This window comes from Paenibacillus peoriae KCTC 3763 (assembly GCF_000236805.1).
Lineage (GTDB): Bacteria > Bacillota > Bacilli > Paenibacillales > Paenibacillaceae > Paenibacillus > Paenibacillus peoriae.
Window position 1 is genome coordinate 20,626 of record NZ_AGFX01000002.1, and the last position, 20,323, is coordinate 40,948.

The window sequence follows — 20,323 nt, forward strand, 5'->3', positions numbered from 1 at the left end:
TGGCTGGCCAAGGCTCAGCAACTGGGACGAAGCTTGAGTTAAGTTTGGATGAGTAACATTCTCCCCTTTGAAAAGTTGATTTCCCTATCCCGTCCTATTTTTCTCCCCTCTATAATCAGTATTAAAGATTGTAGGGGGGGCATTTTATGAAGCTGAAAAAAGTACACGCCTATGTGTTTGTATTCCCAAGTTTATTTCTGACCCTTGTGTTCGGCATTTATCCTCTGCTTTGGGCGCTTCGTTACATGTTTTATGATTATCAGGGATTCGGGACGCCTGTTTTTATTGGCCTCGACAATTTTACCCGCATTCTGCGTGACCATCAATTCTGGTCCTCCGTTGGAAATACTGGCATTTACGCTCTTGGCAAGCTGCTCGTAACCCTTCCCATGTCCTTGATTTTGGCTATTATTCTGAATCGCAAGCTGAAGGGACGCTCCTTGCTGCGGGCGATTTATTATTTGCCTACCATTTTCAGCGCTTCGGTGATGGCGATCGTCTTTTTTATTATTTTCAACTCCTATAACGGGATCTTGAACCAACTGCTGCTCAAGTACCATCTCGTCTCCGCTCCGATTAACTGGCTAGGCGCCGATCATGCCATGCTGACCACCATTATCATCGCCATTTGGGGCGCTATCGGCAACTACATGCTGCTGTTTCTCGCCGGTCTGCAAGGCATTCCGAACGATCTTTACGAAGCGGCCTCGCTGGATGGGGCCAATGAGTTTCAAAAGCTTAAGTATGTGACTATTCCGATGCTGGGACCAGTTATGCAGATGATTATCATGCTGGCCATTACCATCTCCCTTAAAGGTTATGAGAGCATCATGGTTTTGACCGCAGGTGGACCTTACGGAAAAACAGAGGTCATGTACCTCTATCTGTTCAAGCTGCTCTTCCCGGTATCGGGCGAAACCCAGGGGCTTCAGCAATTGGGATACGGCAGTGCGGTCGGCTTCACCACCGCGTTGATTGTAGGGGGAGTTACGCTGATCTACTTCCGTATTTCCAAAAAGCTGAATGATGTTTACTAGAAGCAGGCAGGAGGAGAACAGAATGAATCGTACGAATCCCAACTTTACTTTTTCCCCCAGGCTGGCTCGCTGGACCGGCAAGACGGTGCTCTGGGTATTTCTGCTAACGGTCGCCGCTCTGGCACTGTTCCCAATTGTGATGGTGCTGCTCGGCTCGTTCAAGACGAATCAGGAGCTGACCAGTGGGGCAACCATCTGGCCTAAAGTCTGGAATTTCTCTAACTATGCCCAGGCATGGGACGGGGCCAATTTCTCCCGCTTTACCCTGAACAGCATTTTTGTAAGCGTAACCACAACGATCGGCACCTTGCTCGTCGCGTCGATGTCCGCCTATGCAGTGAACCGGGTACATTTTATCGGGAAAAAGCTATACACCCTGCTCATGGCATCTACTTTGTTCATCTCAATCGGGGCCGTGGTGCTGCGCCCTCAATTTGATTTGATGGTCATGCTCGGTTTGAACAAGACGCTGTGGGGTGTCGTCATTATATTGGTCAGCGCACATGCCACCTGCTATTTTATACTGATCGGATTTTTCGAAAGCATTCCCAAGGATCTGGATGAGGCAGCGATGATTGACGGCTGCAACTTTTATTCGGTGTATTGGCGAATTGTGCTGCCGCTGCTGCGTCCGGCGCTTGCCGTTGCCGGGCTGTCGGCCTTCCAGGGCTCGTGGAATGAGTACATTTTGCCACTCGTTTTTACGATGAGTAATCCTGAGCTCCAGACGCTGCCGGTAGGATTGGCCAACCTGCGGTACGGCATCGGCGCCGCCGCCGAGATTCAGCTCATGATGGCCGGTGCCTGCCTGTCCATTCTGCCGCTGCTCGTGGTGTATGTGTTCGCCAATAAATCGTTTATGCAAGTTACGCTCGGCGCTGTCAAGGGGTAGAGTATATCGGGTTCTGTTGTTACAATGAGCTTCAAGGAGTGGTCATCGATGGGACTCAATTTCTACAAGCTATCCCTGAAAAAAAGAATTCAGTTGCTGTTTATATTTTTGGCCGTATTGTGCATCAGCGTGACGGGGATCTGCTCCTATCTCTTTGCCGCCCGCAACATCGAGCGTAGCGCCTTGCAGCTCAAGCAGGGGATTTTGAAAAAATCGGTACAGGTGATGGATGAGCATCTCAGGCATATTGTCGTTTCGTCGTATTCTTTTATGCTTAATGAAACGTTCACCCAGGTGATGAAGGATGTCCGCAGCAACAATACCGCCGACTATTATCAGAATTTATCCTTGCTGCAAACTTCGTTTGCCCAGTTGAAGCTGGTGGAGCCCTTGATTGATACGGCTTATCTGAACACGCCGATTGGAGGCTTCTTCTCCACCAAGGATTTTCCCGACCGGACAAAGAGCTTTTCGGAGGAATATGGTGCCTACCTGAAGCAGGAATCCTGGAATACCCTCTGGCTGGGGGCTCATCGCAACGAGCTGTTTCAGTGGAAGGGCAACGTGCTGTCCCTGCTACTGAAACCGATCGTTCTAGACAATCGTTATATCCCCAATGTATATATGGCTGTGAACATGAGGGAGGAAGCGATGCGGGCCATTCTGGAGCAGGATCTGATGAACAATCAGGTTCAGCTGTTTTTGCTGCAAAAAGATGGAACCATGGTGATCCGGCCTGAATCCCAGCAGCATGCTTTTAATTTGGAACGGGGGTTTATCGACCATTTCAGCCGGGGAGGGACCGGGGACTTCAATTATACGAATGCCAAGGGAGAGAATTTGCTTGTCAATTACAGCACGCTGTCTATGAACGAAGATTGGGTGCTGGTCAGCATTCAATCCAAGGCCGATTTGCTGCAACCGCTGAAGCAGATTCGCTGGCTGATCATCTTGATCATGCTGTTCTGTATTGCGCTGGCGCTGATCCTGTCCAATCTGCTGGCTTCCGCATTGTTGAAACCGCTTAATAAATTGCAGCGCTTGATGGCTGAGGTGGAATACAACGATCTGGAGGTGCGGTTTAACAGCAGATATGAGGATGAGGTCAGCGCTGTCGGCTATAAATTCAACCGAATGCTGGACCAGATCCAGCTGCTGATTCAGGAGGTGCGGACTTCGGAGCAGGACAAGCGCAAATCCGAGGTCAAAGCGCTTCAGGCGCAGGTAGACCCCCATTTTTTGTATAATACTTTAAATGCAATTTTTTGGAAAAGTGAGAGCGGAGAGAAAAAAGACGTCAGCGAAATGATTGTCTCCTTGTCGCTGCTATTCCGGTTGGGACTGAACAATGGGAACGATATCACCACCTTGCAGCAGGAAATCAAGCACGTCGAGCAGTATTTGCAATTGCAGCAAAAATGCTATGAGAATCTGTTCACGTATTCGATCCATGTTGAGGCTCCCTCGCATTTCTCCATTTCCATGTTAAAAATACTGCTTCAGCCGCTGGTGGAGAACTCTATTCTGCACGGCTTCCGCGACAAGTCCGATCTTGGCAGCATCGTCATCAACGTGTACCGTGAGGGCGGGTTTCTACTGCTGCAAGTGACTGACAACGGCTGCGGGCTGGATGCCGGGCAGATGGAAAAGGCAGTGAACGAGCACGATACCGAACGCAAGGGCTACGCGCTCTCCAACCTTCAGAGCAGGCTCAGCCTGCATTACGGGGAGTCGGCTTCCATTGCGTTCAGGAGCATTCCAGACATCGAGACGACTGTTACCATTACAATCCCGATCATATAGGAGGTCAGTATGGGTCATTTGACGATGTGCGTTATGGATGATATTCAAGCCGTTGTAAAAGGGATATCTGCGACCATTCCCTGGGCGGAACACAATATTAAGGTCGTGGGCACCGCAGGTGACGGTGAGTATGGCTGGGCTCTTCTGTTGGAGGAAGATCCCGATATCGTGATCAGCGATATCCGGATGCCGAAGCTCAGCGGACTGGAGCTGATGAGGCTGGCTTCCGACCATCGTTTGCGCGCCAAGTTTATTTTTATCAGCGGCTATTCCGATTTCAGCTATGCACAGGAAGCGATCAGGCTCGGTGTCTCCGACTATTTGCTGAAGCCGTTCACTCCGCCAGAAATTCTGGATGCGGTGCTAAAAGTAAAAAAGATGATCGAGTCCGAACAGGTCAGGCTAAAGCAACTGGAGCAGCTGGAGCAAAAAATGAATGCCAGCAACCTGCAGCTTCGCCAAGATTATTTGACGGGCCTGCTGCGCCAGGAGACGGGCGGCCGCCCAAGCGACAGTCGTTGGAACGAGCTGCAAATTGAGCTGGATGCTGGCAATCTGATGGTCATGGCCATCGAAATGGACTGCTATACCGAATACGGCTATACCCTGCAGCACGACGACAACGAAATTATTCCGTTTGCGATCAAAAATATTTTGGACGAGACGCTGAATATGCACACCCGGGGCGTTGTGCTGCACGAAAGCAAGCAGCGGCTGGCGGCTATTTTTAATCCGCCGGACGGGCTGGCAACCTCGATGCTGCTGGAGCTTTGCCGGGAGAATGTGGAGAAATTCAGCAAAAAAACCGTCTCGATCGGCCTGGGAATCGTAGCCCGGGGATCGCAGGAAATCCATAATGCATTTGTGCATGCCGTAAAAGCGCTGGCCTACCGCTTTTACAGCGAGGGCAACTGCGTGTTCCAGTATACAGAACTGGCGCAGGCGGATTGTGTGGCTCCGGACTACCCGGTAGAAAAGGAAAAGCAATTGCTGTATGCGCTCAGATGCGGCAACAAAGATAGCTGCCATCTGATTATTGACGACATTCTCCATCAATGGACGTTGTCTCATAAATTTCCGGAGCCGCAGGCCATGATTCGCTTATTGATGGGACTCGTATTTGCCATGTACCGGGCGTTTTGTGATGAGATCACCGAGGAAGAACGCATTCAACTGGAGGCCGACTTGTCGGCGCTGGAGGAGAACCGTTCATTGACCTTCGGCGGCTGGAAGAGCTACATCAACCATTTCAGCAGTATGGGCTGCGAATTTGTAGAGAATAAGCGGCTCAGAGATGTGACGCAAGCGATCAACCGGGCAAGGGAATACATCCGCCTGCATCTGCAGGAGAATCTGACGCTTCACGCCTGTGCGCGGTCGGTTCATTTAAGTCCAAGCTATTTTGCGAACGCTTTCAAAAAGGAGACGGGTATGACTCTGATTCAATATATTACCAAGATGAGGATGGAAAGAGCGAAGGAATTGTTGATTGCGGGGGTGCAGGTGCAGGAAATTTCACAAATGCTCGGGTATGAGGACCGTCCGTATTTCAGCGGCTTGTTCAAAAAGTATTGCGGCATGACGCCAACCAGCTTCAGACAAATGTATTTGAAATGAGCAGGGAGGCGTGACAATCATTTTTTCCCCCATACAAAGTTAAAATGTCCCTCACTCCCATAAAAACGGAACCACTATGATAACGTTAATCGGCAGCCGCACAGGTTGACCGTAAAAAGCATAAGGGGGCATAACGATGGTTAAAAAATGGGTTATCGCAACACTGGGTGCAGTCCTGGCCTTAAGCCTGGCTGGCTGTTCAGCGGACGGCGGCAGCAAGGGTGCGGCGGGAAGCAGTGACGCTCCGGCCAATTCCACAGGAACCGCGGGAGAGAAAACCAAAATCATTTACTGGACACCCGACCGCCATGATGCCGAGTTCATGAAAGCAAAAATTGACAAGTTTAACCAGACGAATCATGATAATATTGAAGTTGAAATGAACGTTATGGGCGATAATTATCCGCAAGCGGTGGACATTGCATTTGCCAGCAAGCAGGCTCCAGACGTGTTGCAAATCAACGATTTTCAGACCTATTACAAAAAAGGCTATCTGGCACCGATCAACTCCTACATGAGCGACGAGATGAAGAAGGCCTTCAAAGACAGCCAGATTGAGAACAAGAACTCCATCGACGGCAAAATCTACACCCTGCCCAACACCGGGCAAATTTGGAGACTGGTCTATAATAAAGACATTTTTAAGAAAGCTGGCATCGCCTCTCCTCCCAAAACGATTGCCGACATGGTGGCCGCAGCCAAAAAAATTACAGAGGCCGGCAAAAGTGAAGGCATTTATGGCTTTGCCAGCCCGTTCAAGAGTGGAACCGGCTTCTGGCGGGCGGCGAATACAATTGCAGGCGCCAGCAACAACTTTGGCATCGACGGTTATAATTATAAAACAGGCCAGTTTGATTTCAGTATGTACAAGGATATCGCCCTAGCGCTGCGGCAAATGAAGGACGACGGCAGCATGCTGCCGGGCGTAGAGAATCTGGATATTGATCCGCTGCGCGCGCAATTTGCCCAAGGCAAAATCGGGATGTACGTGAACCACTCGGCTGAACCTGGAGTGTATAAGGATCAGTTCCCGACCACCGAGAACTGGGGAGCGGTTCCCGTGCCGACGGCCGACGGAACCATTAAAGGCGCATTCCCAATTATCGGCGGCTCCTACATCGGGATCAGCGCCGATTCCACCCATAAGGAGGCGGCCTGGAAGTTCATGGAGTATGTGTACAGCAATGAATTGCAAACCGAATACTATGAAAAGGGCTATGGAATCTCATTGATACCAGCCGTGCTGAAATCAGGCAAGAAGCCGAACATTCCGGGCATTGAAGGATTTCTGCCGAAGCGGTATGATGCCATTTATCCGGCCAATCCAGGTACGATTACGGAAAGCTCTCTGGAAGGCATGAAGTGGCCGGAGACCTTCAACGCATTTGTGTTCACAGGCGGAGATGTGAACGCTGTCATCAAAGATTTGGATACCCGCTACAACGCATCTCTGCAAAAGCTAAGAGCTGCCGGCACGACCAATATTGTCGCTGATCCCGCTTTTGACGCCGCCAAGCTTCAGGGCAAATTATCCACGGAAGAATAATCGGCGGCTGTCCTGCGGCCGATTCGATCAAGCGGTTCGGCCGCATATTTTATTTGAAAGGGGAAAAGAAGCATGATTATTAAGAATGAGGAAGCAAAATCGCATGTCATCGACGAAAGCAGCTCCCGCAAAATTCTCGGCATGGGTGGAACGCTGATGATGGTGGAGGTTACCTTTCGCAAGGGCGGGGTCGGGGTAATCCATTCCCACGAGAAGCATGAGCAGGTCAGCTATATTGTAAAAGGAAGCTTCGAAGTTCAGGTCGGCGATGAGACACGCATTCTCAAGGCGGGAGACAGCTTCTACGCGGGATATCATGTTCCACATGCCGTAAAGGCGCTGGAAGATTCCATCATTCTTGATGTGTTCAATCCGTTCCGTGAAGATTTCCTTGAGGACCAGCAATGAACGACTACTACCTGTCACAGCTCGAATTGCACAGGGCTGCGGCATATTACGCCCGCCATTTTCCCGGGGAAGCCGCTGCGTCGATCGCGATTGCCGATCATGCCGTGGTCAACGAGTTTATCGTGCCTTATACCAATAACTTGAGCCGCTGGATTTCGCTGGGCGATCCGGTGAACTGGCTGCATAATCCGACTAAGGACCCGGAGTTCACCTGGGGCATTAACCGGCATTGGCATATGCCGGATCTGGGCAAAGCCTATCTGATGAACGGCAATCCCCAGTACGTCTCTGCGTTTATCGACCATTATCGCGGTTGGCGCAAGCAAAACCCGGTTCCTGCCATTTCGTCCTATGAAGAAGCTGTGTTCTTCCAGAAGCTTGGCCCTTGGCGTCTGCTGGAAACCGGCTTGCGCGTGCAATCCTGGATCTCTGCATACAAATATATGGAGGGCAGCCTGCTGCTAACGGAGCCGTTTCGCGCCGAATTTTTGCAGGGATTGGAAGAACACGCTGAATTCCTCACCCGTTATCTTGGCAGCACCGAAATTAATCATGCCATTATGCATATGCAGGGCCTGTTCATGATCGCCACATTTTATCATTGGCATCCGCGCGCGCCGTATTGGCGGCAGCTGGCGGCCGAGCGGCTGGAGCTTTGCCTGCTGCATCAGGTCGGCTCCGAAGGGGTGCAGATTGAGCTTACGACCCATTATCACAATGCTAGCATCGAAATGTTTGGCACCCCTTATTTATTGGCGCGGCTGTCCGGCCATCCTTTCTCGGCATGGTTCGGCGATCAGCTTCGCAAAATGGTGGCATTCACCGAAGCGCTGATCCGGCCGGATCACCAGTCCACCGGAACCGGCGACTCCGACTGGCTCGGCGACGGGCGGCAGCGTTTGACTCTGCTGGGCGCAATTCTCGAAGATGATGAGCTGATCTGCCGCGGCACCGGCAGCTCGGAAAGCCTGTGGCTGTTCGGGGTGGAGAAATACGAGCGTTATATGCAGCTCCAGGCCGCTTACAAGCCGCCAACGGCGAGCCGGGCATTTCCGCAGACCGGGTACTATGTGATGCGGGACGAACAGCAGTATTTGTTCTTTGACGCCGCTGCCATGGGCGGGGCGCACGGCCATGCTGATGCGCTCCATCTGGAATGGATGTGGAAGCAGCAGCTTTTTTTCACCGATACCGGACGGTATACCTACGAAGAAGGGGAATGGCGTCATTATTTTAAAAGCACGCGGGCGCACAATACGATTACCATCGATGGCGAGGACCAGACGCCGTATGTGTCCACGCAGCAATGGGGCACGCCCGCGGCCGAAGCGAAAACCTATCGTTGGGAAAGCAGCCGCCGCTATCATTTCATGGACGCCTCCCATGACGGCTATACCCGCTTGCCCGATCCTGTGACCCATCGCAGATGGGTGCTGCTCGGCGTGGAGGTCCCGCTTATGCTGCTGGTAGATTGGCTGGAGGCTGACGCTGAGCATGAGCTTGAACAGCGGTTCCATCTGCACCCGGAAGCGGCCGTAGAGCTGCTGACGGATGATGCGGGCCACCCGGGCGTTTCCATTGTTTATCCGGGCTCCACCGTCAAGCTTGCCATCCAGTGGACAACTGCCGGGTTGGCAGAGGGACGCTTCGCAGTCAGTGAGCATCAGGGCTGGGTATCGGGAATATACGGCTCCAAGACGGAGACGCCGGTATTGCAGGGCCAGGCCGCTTTTTCAGGAAGAGCGGGTATCCTGACGGTGTGTCTGCCAGAGGACTCGGCCGATCACAACGAGCCGCTTCGCCTGACCGCGTGCGAGCTTGACCCTGCACGCCAGCGAGTGGAACTGTCTTATGTGTTTGGTGCCGCAGCCGGAACCATCGTAATTGACGAAGCTGCGCTGGAATGGAGGGAGCATAGCTGACGGCCGATGCGAGGCCGGGTGAATCCAACAGCCTTTCCTTAAAGTAAAAGGGAGGCTGTTTTTCACTTCAAGAAGTTAGCTTATAATAAAAATAAAAGCGAAATGAATATCAAAAATAGATATATACTAGAAACCCATTTTCCAATAAGAGCTCCAAATTCGTTAGGATTTTTATATCCAATGATTAAACCGGGAGCAAAAAAAATAATGGATAGAAGAAAGGTGTAGTGAAACCCAGTATTGTCAACATTAGACCATGCGGGCAACCCTAAAAAAGAAAGCAACTGGTCCCCAAATATGTAATTGCCAAATTCAAAAGAAACAGCCATACCAAGAAGAGCTAAAAGAAGTGAAAGTGATCCCCAACCTATCTTTTTTTCGTTTTTCTTCAACAATTTGAAGATAATTAGTAAAATCGCAATTGCCTGTATGCTGTACGTCAATATTGATAAAAAAGACTGCTCCATAAAGCACCTCCATAAAGTATGTTAGGAGCACCAGTGAAAACGGATTTACGTTATTGTTACATAATGAGAGCCAGCTACACTTTTATTACATGCTGTCGCAACACCTTGGAAGAATAAAATAAAGGTGAGTCATCTTTCGATTTACACCTTTATTTTTGATTCAGAATTATTGTCCAATCAGTTCTAAGATTTGTGTGTAAGCATTTTTATAATGATCGGGGCTAGGATCTTCTCCTATTATTTTGGGTACGTCAAATTCAGACAGCAGGAAATGGTGTTTGGGTTGAACTTCATGCCTTGCTAAGCAACTCTTGCAACAGGACAAGGGACAGCCATCAATTGCAATGATGTCACGTCCCGATTTTGCTGTTCTGACAAGTGGTTTGACATCACCACCAACACCAGCAATGCAGGACATTTCAGCGACTTTTTCTCGATCCATTTTTATAGCGATCATGTTAGCGGTTTGTGCTGCGGAGGAACATCCAGAACATGAATAGACAAGAGGTAAATCAGTTCTTTTCATCTTTGTACACTTCCCTGTTTTTTTCTTTGTGATCCATCACGGTATTTCTGGTTTTAGTTAAAACATAATTTAAATTGTTTGTATTCTAACTTAAATTTACAGGTTAGACCGTGATAATGATCACGACCATTTTACCAAAAACTACCATTAAACTTTTCATACAAGAAGAGGAGCTTCCAGCAATGAGAAGCTCCTCTTCGTTCGTTTCACCGTTATCAATGAAAATAATTCTGCACTACAGTCTGTATGCCCCTTTATAGAAAATAATAGAAAATTAGAGCAAAATATGATAAAGCTATAATATAAAAGGAGTGTCTTTCTATGAAAAAAGAAAAAAGACAACGGTTAATTAAGCAATTGGTGAGCGAATATGAAATAGAAACACAAGAGAAGTTAGTAGAATTGTTGACAGAACAAAATGTCATAGTCACACAAGCTACGATTTCACGGGATATCCGTGAGTTGAAATTAATAAAAATAGCTTCTCCGAAAGGTTTTATGATATATCATGTTTCCTCAGAAATGCCATTGCAAACAGATTTGAAATTGAAGAAGAAGCTAAAAGAAGTTGTTGTAAAGATTGATTATATCAATCAATTAACGATTATAAAAACGTTACCTGGCAATGCAAATGTTATCGGTGTTTTATTAGATAATTCAAATTGGAGAGAAGTGGTAGGGTGTGTGTGCGGGAATGATACCTGCCTTGTCATTTCGCAAACCCTATCGGATCGAAGGATTTTAGAAGAAAGACTTAATTTAATTTTTAGATAAAATGAGCTGGTAGATTGTCAAGTGAGAATACGAGGTTACTTGAATGTAGGAATGAAAGAGCGTAGGATGCCCGAATTTGAGCAGGCCGTAGTTGTGTGATGTATCTTGTTGGTTCAAGCATCACAGCTACTTTGCGGGCGTTCCTTCGCTCTTTTTCTTTTGAATGCGCTTTCATTTCACGTAGGCTGCAAATTGATCATGTATTTTTAGATCAGCAGTTACAGCCCAGATATTCATCATATATGCGTAATATGAAATAGGTTTCGCAGATAAACTGGCAAAATCTATTATAAAAATACATTTTTTTTATTATTTTAAAAATAAAAACGTGAAATATTTCTCAACAAAAATGTTGGCGTTTGCACGGGGCGGAAAGCATGGACCATTTATGATGCATTTGTATACATCAAAGATTAAAAAGGAGGTACGACCCATGAAGCATCCATTGCATGTTGCTTCGGAAATTGGGGAATTACAAACGGTTTTATTAAAACGTCCGGGACAAGAATTGGAGAACTTAACGCCGGAATATTTACAACCGTTATTATTTGACGATATTCCCTTTTTGCCAGTGATTCAAAAAGAACATGATTATTTTGCCCAAACATTACGCAATCGGGGAATTGAAGTTCTTTATTTGGAAAAACTCGCGGCCGAGGCATTAGTGGATAAAAACCTGAGAGAAGAATTTGTTGACCAAATGTTAGAAGAAGGAAGGGCTGAAGGAAATGTTTCACATCAAATTTTAAAAGATTATTTACTTTCCTTCTCCAATGAAGATTTAGTTCAAAAAATAATGAGTGGTGTACGTAAAAACGAAATAGAAACGCGTAAGAATATGCAGCTATCTGAATTGATGCAAGATCATTCTCCATTTTATTTAGTTCCAATGCCAAACTTATATTTTACCCGCGATCCTGCAGCTGTTATTGGTGATGGATTAACGATTAATAAAATGAGAGAAACTGCACGAAGACGTGAATCCATGTTTATGGAGTACGTTATCAAACATCACCCGAGATTCACCAGCCATAATGTACCGGTTTGGCTGGATCGCAATTATGAATTTCCAATCGAAGGCGGTGATGAGCTCATTTTAAATGAAGAAACCATTGCAATTGGTGTATCTGCCCGTACTTCAGCGAAAGCGATTGAACGTTTAGCCCTAAATCTATTTAGCCGTCAAGAAAAATTCAAGAGAGTACTAGCCATTGAAATTCCAAAATGCCGGGCATTTATGCATTTAGATACCGTATTTACGATGGTTGATTATGATAAATTTACAATTCATCCCGCGATCCAAGGACCGCAAGGAAATATGAATATTTATGTTTTGGAGAAAGGCCCGGATGAAGAAACGCTTAAAATTACCCGTCACACCTCTTTAATGGAATCTCTAAAAGAGGTTTTAGGCTTAAAGGATCTGGTTCTTATTCCTTGTGGAGGAGGAGATGTAATAGCCTCTGCCCGTGAACAATGGAATGACGGATCCAATACATTAGCCATTGCGCCAGGAGTCGTTGTTACGTATGACCGTAACTATGTATCAAATGCTTTATTGCGTGAACACGGTATCGAGGTCATTGAAATATTGAGCTCAGAATTATCCCGTGGCCGTGGGGGTCCGCGTTGTATGAGTATGCCAATCGTTCGAAAAGATATTTAAATTACGGAGAAAGCAGGGATAAATATGGAAAAAACCAATTCAAGCTTAAAAGGCAGAAGTTTTCTTGCAGAGATAGATTTTAAAGAAGAGGAATTGTTATATTTGCTCGATTTAGCAGCAGATTTAAAAGATAAAAAGAAAAACGGCATTCCCCATCGTTATTTGGAGGGCAAAAATATAGCTCTTTTATTTGAAAAAACTTCTACCCGTACACGGTGTGCATTTACAGTAGCTTGTACAGATTTAGGGGCGCATCCCGAGTATTTGGGTAAAGGTGATATTCAGCTTGGTAAAAAAGAATCCGTAGAAGACACAGCGAAAGTGTTGGGCCGCATGTTTGACGGAATTGAGTTCCGTGGTTTTGCTCATAAAACAGTGGAATCTTTGGCTGAGCATTCGGGTGTACCGGTGTGGAACGGTCTAACGGATATGTGGCATCCAACCCAAACGCTCGCGGATTTGTTAACCATCCAGGAACATATAGGGCATTTGCGAAATGTGAAGCTCGTTTATGTTGGCGATGGCCGAAACAATGTTGCTAATAGCTTATTAGTGGGTGGTTCAATCGTTGGAATGGATGTTCGGATTTGTGCGCCAAAATCATTATGGCCAGCACAAGAAGTCATTTATTTGGCCAAAAAATGTAGTGACCAGGTAATGGTAACCAGTAGTATTGAAGAGGCTGTTGCGGGCGCAGATGTAATCTACACAGATGTTTGGGTGTCCATGGGGGAAGAAGATAAATTTGCTGAACGTATTGAACTGCTTTCACCTTATCAAGTAAATATGCAAATGATCAAAGAAACAGGGAATAAGGATGTGATTTTTTTACATTGCCTACCTGCATTTCATGATCTGGAAACAACGTATGGAAAAGAAACTTACGAAAAACATGGATTGAGAGAAATGGAAGTAACCGATGAGGTATTCCGCAGCAAGCATTCAAAAGTATTTGATCAAGCTGAAAATAGAATGCATACCATTAAAGCGGTTTTAGCAGCTACTTTAGGAAATATGGAGTAAAGAAGGAATTCATCTTCCTTCTTTCTCTCTCTCTTTTCCTTAACACGATCAAATAGAGAGAGGTGAATGTTGTGGGTGAAGAAAAGAAATTGGGATTATTTACTTTAACAGCTCTTGTTGTTGGTTCGATGATAGGCGGTGGAGCATTTAACCTGGCAAGTGATATGGCCAAAGAAGCCGGCGCCGGAGCGATTATGATCGGGTGGATTATCACAGGCATCGGAATGATTGCACTTGGATTATCCTTTCAGAATTTAACTAAAAAAAGGCCGGATTTGGATGGTGGTATTTTTAGTTACGCGAAAGCTGGATTTGGGAATTTTATGGGCTTTAATAGCGCGTGGGGGTATTGGGTAGCCGCATGGCTTGGGAATGTAGCTTACGCAACTTTACTATTTAGTTCACTAGGCTATTTTTTTCCCATTTTTGATGGGGGTCAAAATATAGCATCCATCATTGGTGCGAGTATCTTGCTCTGGTGTGTTCACCTGCTGATTTTACGAGGCGTACAATCGGCAGCGCTTATAAATCTAGTAACTACAATCGCAAAATTAGTACCTGTGTTTGTATTCATTATTGTAGGAATCTTTGCTTTTCGAATCCATGTATTCGTAGACGGATTTTGGGGACAAGGCGGTACTTTTACTTGGGGGGCGGTAGGCAGCCAAATCAAAAGCACAATGCTTGTAACGGTCTGGGTATTTACTGGAGTTGAAGGGGCTGTTGTCCTATCTAGCCGTGCAAAAAATAAAAGTGATGTCGGGAAAGCGACAGTCATTGGATTGATAGGAACGCTTATCGTTTACGTATTGATTACATTATTATCTCTCGGGCTTATGCAGCAAGCGGAGATTGCTAATTTAAAAAATCCAGCTATGGCCTATTTATTTGAAAGTGTTGTTGGAAAATGGGGGGCTGCATTTATTAACCTAGGCTTGGTTATTTCCGCCTCAGGCGCTTGGCTAGGGTGGACTTTACTTGCATCTGAAATTCCATATTTAGCCGCTAAAGATGGGGTATTTCCAAAGTGGTTTGCGAAAGAGAATAAAAATAAAGCCCCTGTAAATTCATTATGGATCACCAATGGTTTAATTCAACTTTTTTTATTAACCTTCATTATTTCGGATAAAGCGTATCATTTCGCGTTTTCTCTAGCATCCTCCGCTATTTTAGTTCCTTATGTGTTTTCAGCATTTTATCAATTGAAGTATAGTTTGCGATCAAACGAAAAAGGCCGAACCATCAATATAGTCATTGGTACTGTTGCAAGTATTTATGGGATTTGGTTAGTTTATGCGGCTGGGTTAAATTACTTGTTATTAGCAATGACCTTATATGCACCAGGCATTTTTATCTATTATAAGCTGCAAAAGCAAAATAATCCAAAGCGAATATTTACTCAGGTGGAACTGATATTATCTGTTGCTATTGCTGCCCTGGCAGTATTCACAATCTATGAATTAGTTGCGGGGAACATTGCGATTTAAGTTTTTTGGCAATAAAACAATTGGAGGGTTGAAGTATGGCACGCAGAAAAATTGTAGTGGCACTAGGCGGAAATGCGGTACAATCCGTGGATGCTACGGCACAGGCACAACAAGAAGCATTAGAAAAAACAGCGGAACAACTTGTAAAAATCATAGAAAATGATGTGGATGTCGTTATTGTCCATGGGAATGGTCCGCAAGTAGGAAATATTTTATTACAGCAAAAAGCGGCGGAATCGGAAAAGACCCCCGCAATGCCGCTGGATACTTGTGGTGCGATGAGTCAAGGAATGATTGGCTATTGGATGGGAAATGCGATTGCAAAAGTATTGAGAAAACGAAATATAAATAAAGATGTGGTAACAATCGTAACAAGAGTGGCCGTCGATGAAAAAGATGAAGCATTTAATAATCCCACCAAACCAATCGGGCCTTTTTATACAGAGGACGAAGCAAGAGAGGTCATGAAGGAAACAAAAGTGGTATTTAAAGAAGATGCAGGAAGAGGATGGAGACGAGTTGTACCGTCACCAACACCTGTAAGCATTCTTGAATATAAAGTGATTGATTCTTTGGTGAATGATGGAAATATCGTCATTGCTGTTGGAGGTGGCGGAATTCCGATCATTCATTCTAATGAAGGATTGACGGGGACTGAAGCGGTTATTGATAAAGACTTCGCCGCCCAGAAATTAGCTGAATTAGTAGGTGCCGATACGCTTGTCATTTTAACTGCAGTTGATTTTGTGTATGTGAATTTTAATAAGCCCAATCAAAAAAGGTTGGAGCTTGTAACCAGTGATGAATTAGAAGGATATATAAAGGAACAACATTTTGCAGCGGGAAGTATGCTTCCCAAAATTGAAGCTGCAGTTCATTTTGTTAATACAAATTCAGAACGAAAAGCTATAATTACTTCCTTAGAGAAGGTATATGAAGCATTAGAAGGAAAAACCGGTACGGTTATTTCTAAACAAGAGGGATCTGTGCATGTATAAATAACATTAAAATACTGTTCTTTAAACAATATGGTCGAGTTTGGGCTGGCTTTTGCTCCCGGATTCGGCCTGCTTGTTTCATTGATCATTTATAGTTTATGGAGAGCTAAATTGCTCAGTACATAGGATAAATGATAAATTTTATAATAATTATATTATAAAACAAGAGAGGTGTATTTATGAATAGAAGGAATGTCATGGAAAACCTAAAACAGTTTAACTTATTTGCTGATTTATCAGAAAAAAAATTAAAAACCTTAAGAGAGTTTGTCTATTGGCGAACTTATAAGAAGGGTCAATTTTTATTTTTAGAAGGGGACTTAAGGGAGCGAATTTACCTTATGTTAGATGGCTTTGTAAAGCTAGAGCGGGTCAATCAAAGTGGAAATTTACTATATGAGGACTATGTAAAACAATATTCAATTTTTCCTTATGGTGGTATGTTTACAGATCAAAGATACAATTACTCGGCAGAAGCCCTGACAGATGTAGATGTGTATTATATTCCTACAGCGATTTTTGAAGATATGTTGAAAGCCAATCCCAAACAATTATTATCTGTTGTTCAGCAGTTTTCTTTAATCTTAAAACTTCATGAACATCGTATACAATATATTACAATCCCCAATGCACAAGATCGGGTAATTCAGTCACTTAATTATTTAAGGCAGGATTTAGGGGAACAAAACGGTGAAGAGATTGTCATTTCGTGTCCACTGACAACCATCGGAATTTCTAAAATATCCGGAACGTCTCGAGAAACGGTTAGCGGTGTGTTAAATCAGTTAAAAAAAGATCATATTATTACCGTTTCAGGTAAAAAAATTATAATACATGACCCAACTTATTTTGAAGAAATCTCTATATGAAATTAAAGATGAACGTCTTCAAAAAGAAGCCGTTCATCTTTTTGAATAACATCCTCCATGTCTGCAGCTCCATTCGAACGTTGCTCGTTTGAAATCGGAACAGCCATGATAGATGGACTATTTGTGTTGCTTAAATGATAGCCTATGGCTTCGTACCATTCAGATAGCAGATGTTGAATATCCTCGTTTTGGTTAATTTTGAATTGATCCATTTGAGTGAGTAGACTTTTGTCCTCTGATGAACATGAAGCTTGTTCACTGGTAAGTTCTAATTGATAAAATCGTTGGCGTAACACTTCGAGAAACCATTCTGGCTAATTTGACATAGCACATTTCCCTCCCGTGGTTAGAGTGTGCGTATGTTAACTCTGATGAGGAGGAATGGCAAGTCATTGTTTTGTGTAAAGGAAAAAGCTCATTCCTAACTCATAGTCAAGTTGGAATAAGCCTTTGATTATCGAGTGTTTTGGCCTGTTGGTAAGCATTTAAACTTACTCTAAAAACTTTTTTCTGCTTGAATTTGTTCAGACCATTCCATTGAAATATCATCTGCAGTTTTAACCGGATGATTAGTGTGTACTAATTCATAATTGTAATTAGCTGTTAACTCGTTTAATTTAACATCATAAATTATTTTCATTTCTGCAGGCATTTCACGTCCGTGTTTTTTGCATAAATGAAAAATTTTCTCAATATCATTGTTTATTATTTTTATAGCTCCACGTTGCCTTTCAACAGATACGTCATATACAAATACGTCTTTTTCTGCACTACTTAATACATCATTAAGTTTATGTCTCTCAACAACTTTGTTATTTATACGATAAAAAAAATCGCTAGAAATCATTCCCTCTTCATAGGAGCAATAAATATATATTTCATCTGCTCTATAATTAGCATATTCCAAGCAAATGGAAACCATGTCAGCCTGTAACTTGCTAAAGTAATCTTCAAATATTTTGGTTATATAAACCTCTCCCAATTTGAGGATACTATTCTTGTAAAATTTCTATCTATCTCAGAACGTACAGAAGGTCACAAACCATCTCAGATAGTATTCTTATAGCTTATTCATTTTCTTTTTCCAAAGTTTCAAGATACTTTTCTAAATGTTTTTTTCCTGAGTTACTTTTAGGTAGAATGCCAAGATGTATATAGTTCCATATTGTCTCTCTTTCATGCGAATTTACACTGGAAAGATCATCGTAATTAAAATCGATTTTGAACTTTCCTTTATTATCAAAAATCATAGTGAAATTTGTCCAAGGCTCCTGATCGTTATCAATAAACACTTTCCGTAACACCTTAATACAATCCAGCAATAAGTGCCATTTTTCAAAGTACTCTTCTTCACTTACATTAAAAAGTTCAATGATTTCTTCACTGTAAACGGGGGGGTCATTTTCCTTTGGATAGTAATAGAAATAAGCAGTTTGGGCACCGTCTACAACCTCGCCATAAAGATAGACTTTAAACCACTCCTTAGGAATTGTATCTATTACGATTTCTGCTATTTCGTTATATAGTTTACCTAATTCTTCATCAATCATCCAACTTGCCTCCTTGAACATTATCAAAGCTTTTGGTTCGCCATTTTTCATCACCAATTTTATATCTAATATCAAAACTGTCTGGACGCATTGATTCGCCCTTATAATTAGGTGTAATTTTTACTTTCACTTCATCGCCTTGTTTAAGTGCGTCAGCCCAAGAATTTTCGAGTTTCTTCCATTCACCTTTATTTAGATTACCATTCATTGGCACGAGATTATCAAGATTCCCTGAACCCTTAAATATACTTGCAATCAGATGGCCACCTTCGTCATCAGGCAAACGATCTTCTCGACCTGCAATCCTCTGAGCATATCCGTTTCTTTTTCCGTCTCCTAATTTGAGGTCACCTTCTACATTTGAAACACGTCCTTGACCATCGGTTTTATAATTGTATCCTTCCTTACTAGTATACTCAATATCTGGTTTCAAAACTTTTTTGCGACCATTTTTAGTGTAATGATCTCCATAGTTTACTTTGGTAGGATTTTCTGAAACCCCCTCAATTTTAGGCGGTTTCTCCTTAGGTTTGCTCGGCTTAGGAGGAGCGGAACCCTGTTTCCCTTCATCTTTGATCATTTGCCAGAGTTCAGCAGAGCTTCTTCCAGTGTTGGACGCCCCACTGTAGGCAGCCTTCTCTCCATGAACCATAAAACCAGCGGATGCTGCTGCTGCCAGTACACCTACAGGAGTTAATACGCCCGTAGAAGCCGCAACCACAGAAATGCCTGCTCCTCCCGCTCCAGCGATTAATTCCCCAGCACCAAATAAAGTACTGACCACGTTTCCTACAACCTCGCCTACCTTGCCAGCTATCGGGTGCTTGGGATTATAATCACGTTGCTTATATAAATCCATCGACATGTTAACCTTAATGGTTTCATTGGCTCCCTGAGCAGCATCCCATATCCATTCACCTTCAAGCTGTGTAGCTTCCCTTTTTGCTTGAGCAGCAATCATGTCATTTTTCGCACTTTGTTCAAACATCTTTTCCCACCAAGGCTTAGGTTCCACGACTTGTGGTTTCGGCTGCTGTGCCATGTAGCTATCGTGCTTGGCCTTCCAACGTTGTCTCAGATCTACAGGAATCTGCTGATACGCATGAGCCATAGCATTTGACTCTTTCAATAGGTTCTGCACCAGCTCCAATGGGCCACCTGAACTAGCTATATGACGCGCACTTGTATATGCTTTTCCTAAAATCCACTTGCTATAATAGGCTTGTCTCGCTTGCTCATGCTCGTATTGACTAATCAGTCCCTGAAGAGCTAAACCAGCCAAGTATTTCAACGGATGAACTCCGCTTCCTTTACTGCTTCCCCCAACCGTAGGTGTTCCTTTACTACGAACAGGGATCGCTGCGGTTGCTTGCAGAATCACACCCGCCGCAGGTCCACTTAGTGCTCCCATGACAGCACCAGCTACTTTTCCCATCACCGGAATGGAACCTAGTAGCTTGGACACCGTACCCATCAAGGCATTCGCCTGTTGAAGCTCTGCTGGACTGGTGACTTTTGCTTTAGGGGGAGAAGCTTGGCTGCTAGATGAATCCTTGGTTGCTGACTGAGCTGCTTCATAGGCTTTGATGCTCATCAGTGGCGGCTCCGGCACAGGAGGGAGGTCGGCTACGAAAACAGGCGCCTTTACCGTTCCTTCCTGATAAATCACTGGGGCTTTGGTATCCGTTTCACCATCAAGCACCATGCTGCTGGCCCCGCCTTTCAGATACAGCGCCGT

At 44.5% G+C, this 20,323-nt stretch carries 19 protein-coding genes; 13 read left to right on the forward strand and 6 right to left on the reverse strand.

Going from position 1 to position 20,323, the window contains the following annotated elements:
* Window positions 1-146 precede the first annotated feature (146 nt).
* The 7 genes from KQI_RS0100790 to KQI_RS0100820 all read left to right on the forward strand — a co-directional run bounded on the left by KQI_RS0100790 (window position 147) and on the right by KQI_RS0100820 (window position 9,225).
* Window positions 147-1,037 carry a carbohydrate ABC transporter permease gene (locus KQI_RS0100790; RefSeq protein ID WP_010344753.1) on the forward strand — a complete coding sequence of 297 codons (891 nt, stop codon included), beginning with the start codon at window positions 147-149 and terminating at the stop codon, window positions 1,035-1,037.
* A 22-nt stretch (window positions 1,038-1,059) separates the two neighbouring features.
* Complete coding sequence (locus KQI_RS0100795; RefSeq protein ID WP_010344754.1) at window positions 1,060-1,929, forward strand: carbohydrate ABC transporter permease; 870 nt, start codon at window positions 1,060-1,062, stop codon at window positions 1,927-1,929.
* A gap of 48 nt (window positions 1,930-1,977) precedes the next feature.
* A complete protein-coding gene (locus KQI_RS0100800; RefSeq protein WP_010344755.1) occupies window positions 1,978-3,732 on the forward strand; it encodes a sensor histidine kinase in 1,755 nt (584 codons plus the stop codon).
* 9 nt (window positions 3,733-3,741) lie between these two features.
* Window positions 3,742-5,349, forward strand: a complete 1,608-nt coding sequence (locus tag KQI_RS0100805) for a response regulator transcription factor (RefSeq protein ID WP_010344756.1) — start codon at window positions 3,742-3,744, stop codon at window positions 5,347-5,349.
* 136 nt (window positions 5,350-5,485) lie between these two features.
* Window positions 5,486-6,895: an ABC transporter substrate-binding protein gene (locus KQI_RS0100810; RefSeq protein ID WP_010344758.1), complete on the forward strand. Its 1,410-nt coding sequence runs from the start codon at window positions 5,486-5,488 to the stop codon at window positions 6,893-6,895.
* 72 nt (window positions 6,896-6,967) lie between these two features.
* The gene (locus KQI_RS0100815; protein ID WP_010344759.1) at window positions 6,968-7,303 is read left to right on the forward strand and encodes a cupin domain-containing protein; all 336 of its coding nucleotides are present in this window, start codon (window positions 6,968-6,970) and stop codon (window positions 7,301-7,303) included.
* Entirely contained in the window at window positions 7,300-9,225 is a 1,926-nt protein-coding gene (locus KQI_RS0100820) for an alginate lyase family protein (RefSeq protein WP_010344760.1), read from the forward strand. Before KQI_RS0100815 ends, KQI_RS0100820 begins: the two co-directional genes overlap by 4 nt.
* Window positions 9,226-9,305: 80 nt before the next feature.
* Here KQI_RS0100820 and KQI_RS0100825 read toward each other — a convergent pair whose 3' ends face one another.
* Window positions 9,306-9,692 (reverse strand): hypothetical protein, encoded by a 387-nt coding sequence (locus KQI_RS0100825; protein ID WP_010344761.1) that lies wholly within the window; start codon window positions 9,690-9,692, stop codon window positions 9,306-9,308.
* 166 nt (window positions 9,693-9,858) lie between these two features.
* Window positions 9,859-10,218, reverse strand: a complete 360-nt coding sequence (locus KQI_RS0100830; RefSeq protein WP_010344762.1) for a putative zinc-binding protein — start codon at window positions 10,216-10,218, stop codon at window positions 9,859-9,861.
* A 321-nt stretch (window positions 10,219-10,539) separates the two neighbouring features.
* Between KQI_RS0100830 and argR the strand changes: the two genes are divergently transcribed.
* The 6 genes from argR (at window position 10,540) to KQI_RS0100860 (ending at window position 17,035) form a co-directional block, all read left to right on the forward strand.
* Window positions 10,540-10,992 carry an arginine repressor gene (argR, locus tag KQI_RS0100835; protein WP_010344763.1) on the forward strand — a complete coding sequence of 151 codons (453 nt, stop codon included), beginning with the start codon at window positions 10,540-10,542 and terminating at the stop codon, window positions 10,990-10,992.
* Window positions 10,993-11,425: 433 nt separating this feature from the next.
* On the forward strand, window positions 11,426-12,658 hold the full coding sequence (gene arcA, locus KQI_RS0100840; protein ID WP_010344764.1) for an arginine deiminase: 1,233 nt from the start codon (window positions 11,426-11,428) through the stop codon (window positions 12,656-12,658).
* Window positions 12,659-12,682: 24 nt separating this feature from the next.
* Window positions 12,683-13,681, forward strand: coding sequence for an ornithine carbamoyltransferase (gene argF, locus KQI_RS0100845; protein WP_010344765.1), 999 nt, complete (start codon window positions 12,683-12,685; stop codon window positions 13,679-13,681).
* A gap of 71 nt (window positions 13,682-13,752) precedes the next feature.
* Window positions 13,753-15,168 carry an arginine-ornithine antiporter gene (arcD, locus tag KQI_RS0100850; RefSeq protein ID WP_010344766.1) on the forward strand — a complete coding sequence of 472 codons (1,416 nt, stop codon included), beginning with the start codon at window positions 13,753-13,755 and terminating at the stop codon, window positions 15,166-15,168.
* Window positions 15,169-15,203: 35 nt separating this feature from the next.
* The gene (gene arcC, locus KQI_RS0100855; RefSeq protein WP_010344767.1) at window positions 15,204-16,166 is read left to right on the forward strand and encodes a carbamate kinase; all 963 of its coding nucleotides are present in this window, start codon (window positions 15,204-15,206) and stop codon (window positions 16,164-16,166) included.
* Window positions 16,167-16,345: 179 nt separating this feature from the next.
* Window positions 16,346-17,035 (forward strand): Crp/Fnr family transcriptional regulator, encoded by a 690-nt coding sequence (locus KQI_RS0100860; RefSeq protein WP_010344768.1) that lies wholly within the window; start codon window positions 16,346-16,348, stop codon window positions 17,033-17,035.
* Window positions 17,036-17,037: 2 nt separating this feature from the next.
* Here KQI_RS0100860 and KQI_RS26490 read toward each other — a convergent pair whose 3' ends face one another.
* From KQI_RS26490 to KQI_RS29080, 4 genes are all read right to left on the reverse strand, one after another.
* A complete protein-coding gene (locus KQI_RS26490) occupies window positions 17,038-17,331 on the reverse strand; it encodes a hypothetical protein (protein ID WP_138984771.1) in 294 nt (97 codons plus the stop codon).
* Between the two features lie 200 nt (window positions 17,332-17,531).
* Window positions 17,532-17,957, reverse strand: coding sequence for a hypothetical protein (locus KQI_RS0100870; RefSeq protein ID WP_050543696.1), 426 nt, complete (start codon window positions 17,955-17,957; stop codon window positions 17,532-17,534).
* A gap of 145 nt (window positions 17,958-18,102) precedes the next feature.
* A complete protein-coding gene (locus KQI_RS0100875; RefSeq protein WP_010344771.1) occupies window positions 18,103-18,585 on the reverse strand; it encodes an antitoxin YezG family protein in 483 nt (160 codons plus the stop codon).
* Window positions 18,578-20,323: DNA/RNA non-specific endonuclease (locus KQI_RS29080; RefSeq protein WP_010344772.1), on the reverse strand; the 1,746-nt coding region annotated here is incomplete at its 5' end. The genes KQI_RS29080 and KQI_RS0100875, both read right to left, overlap by 8 nt.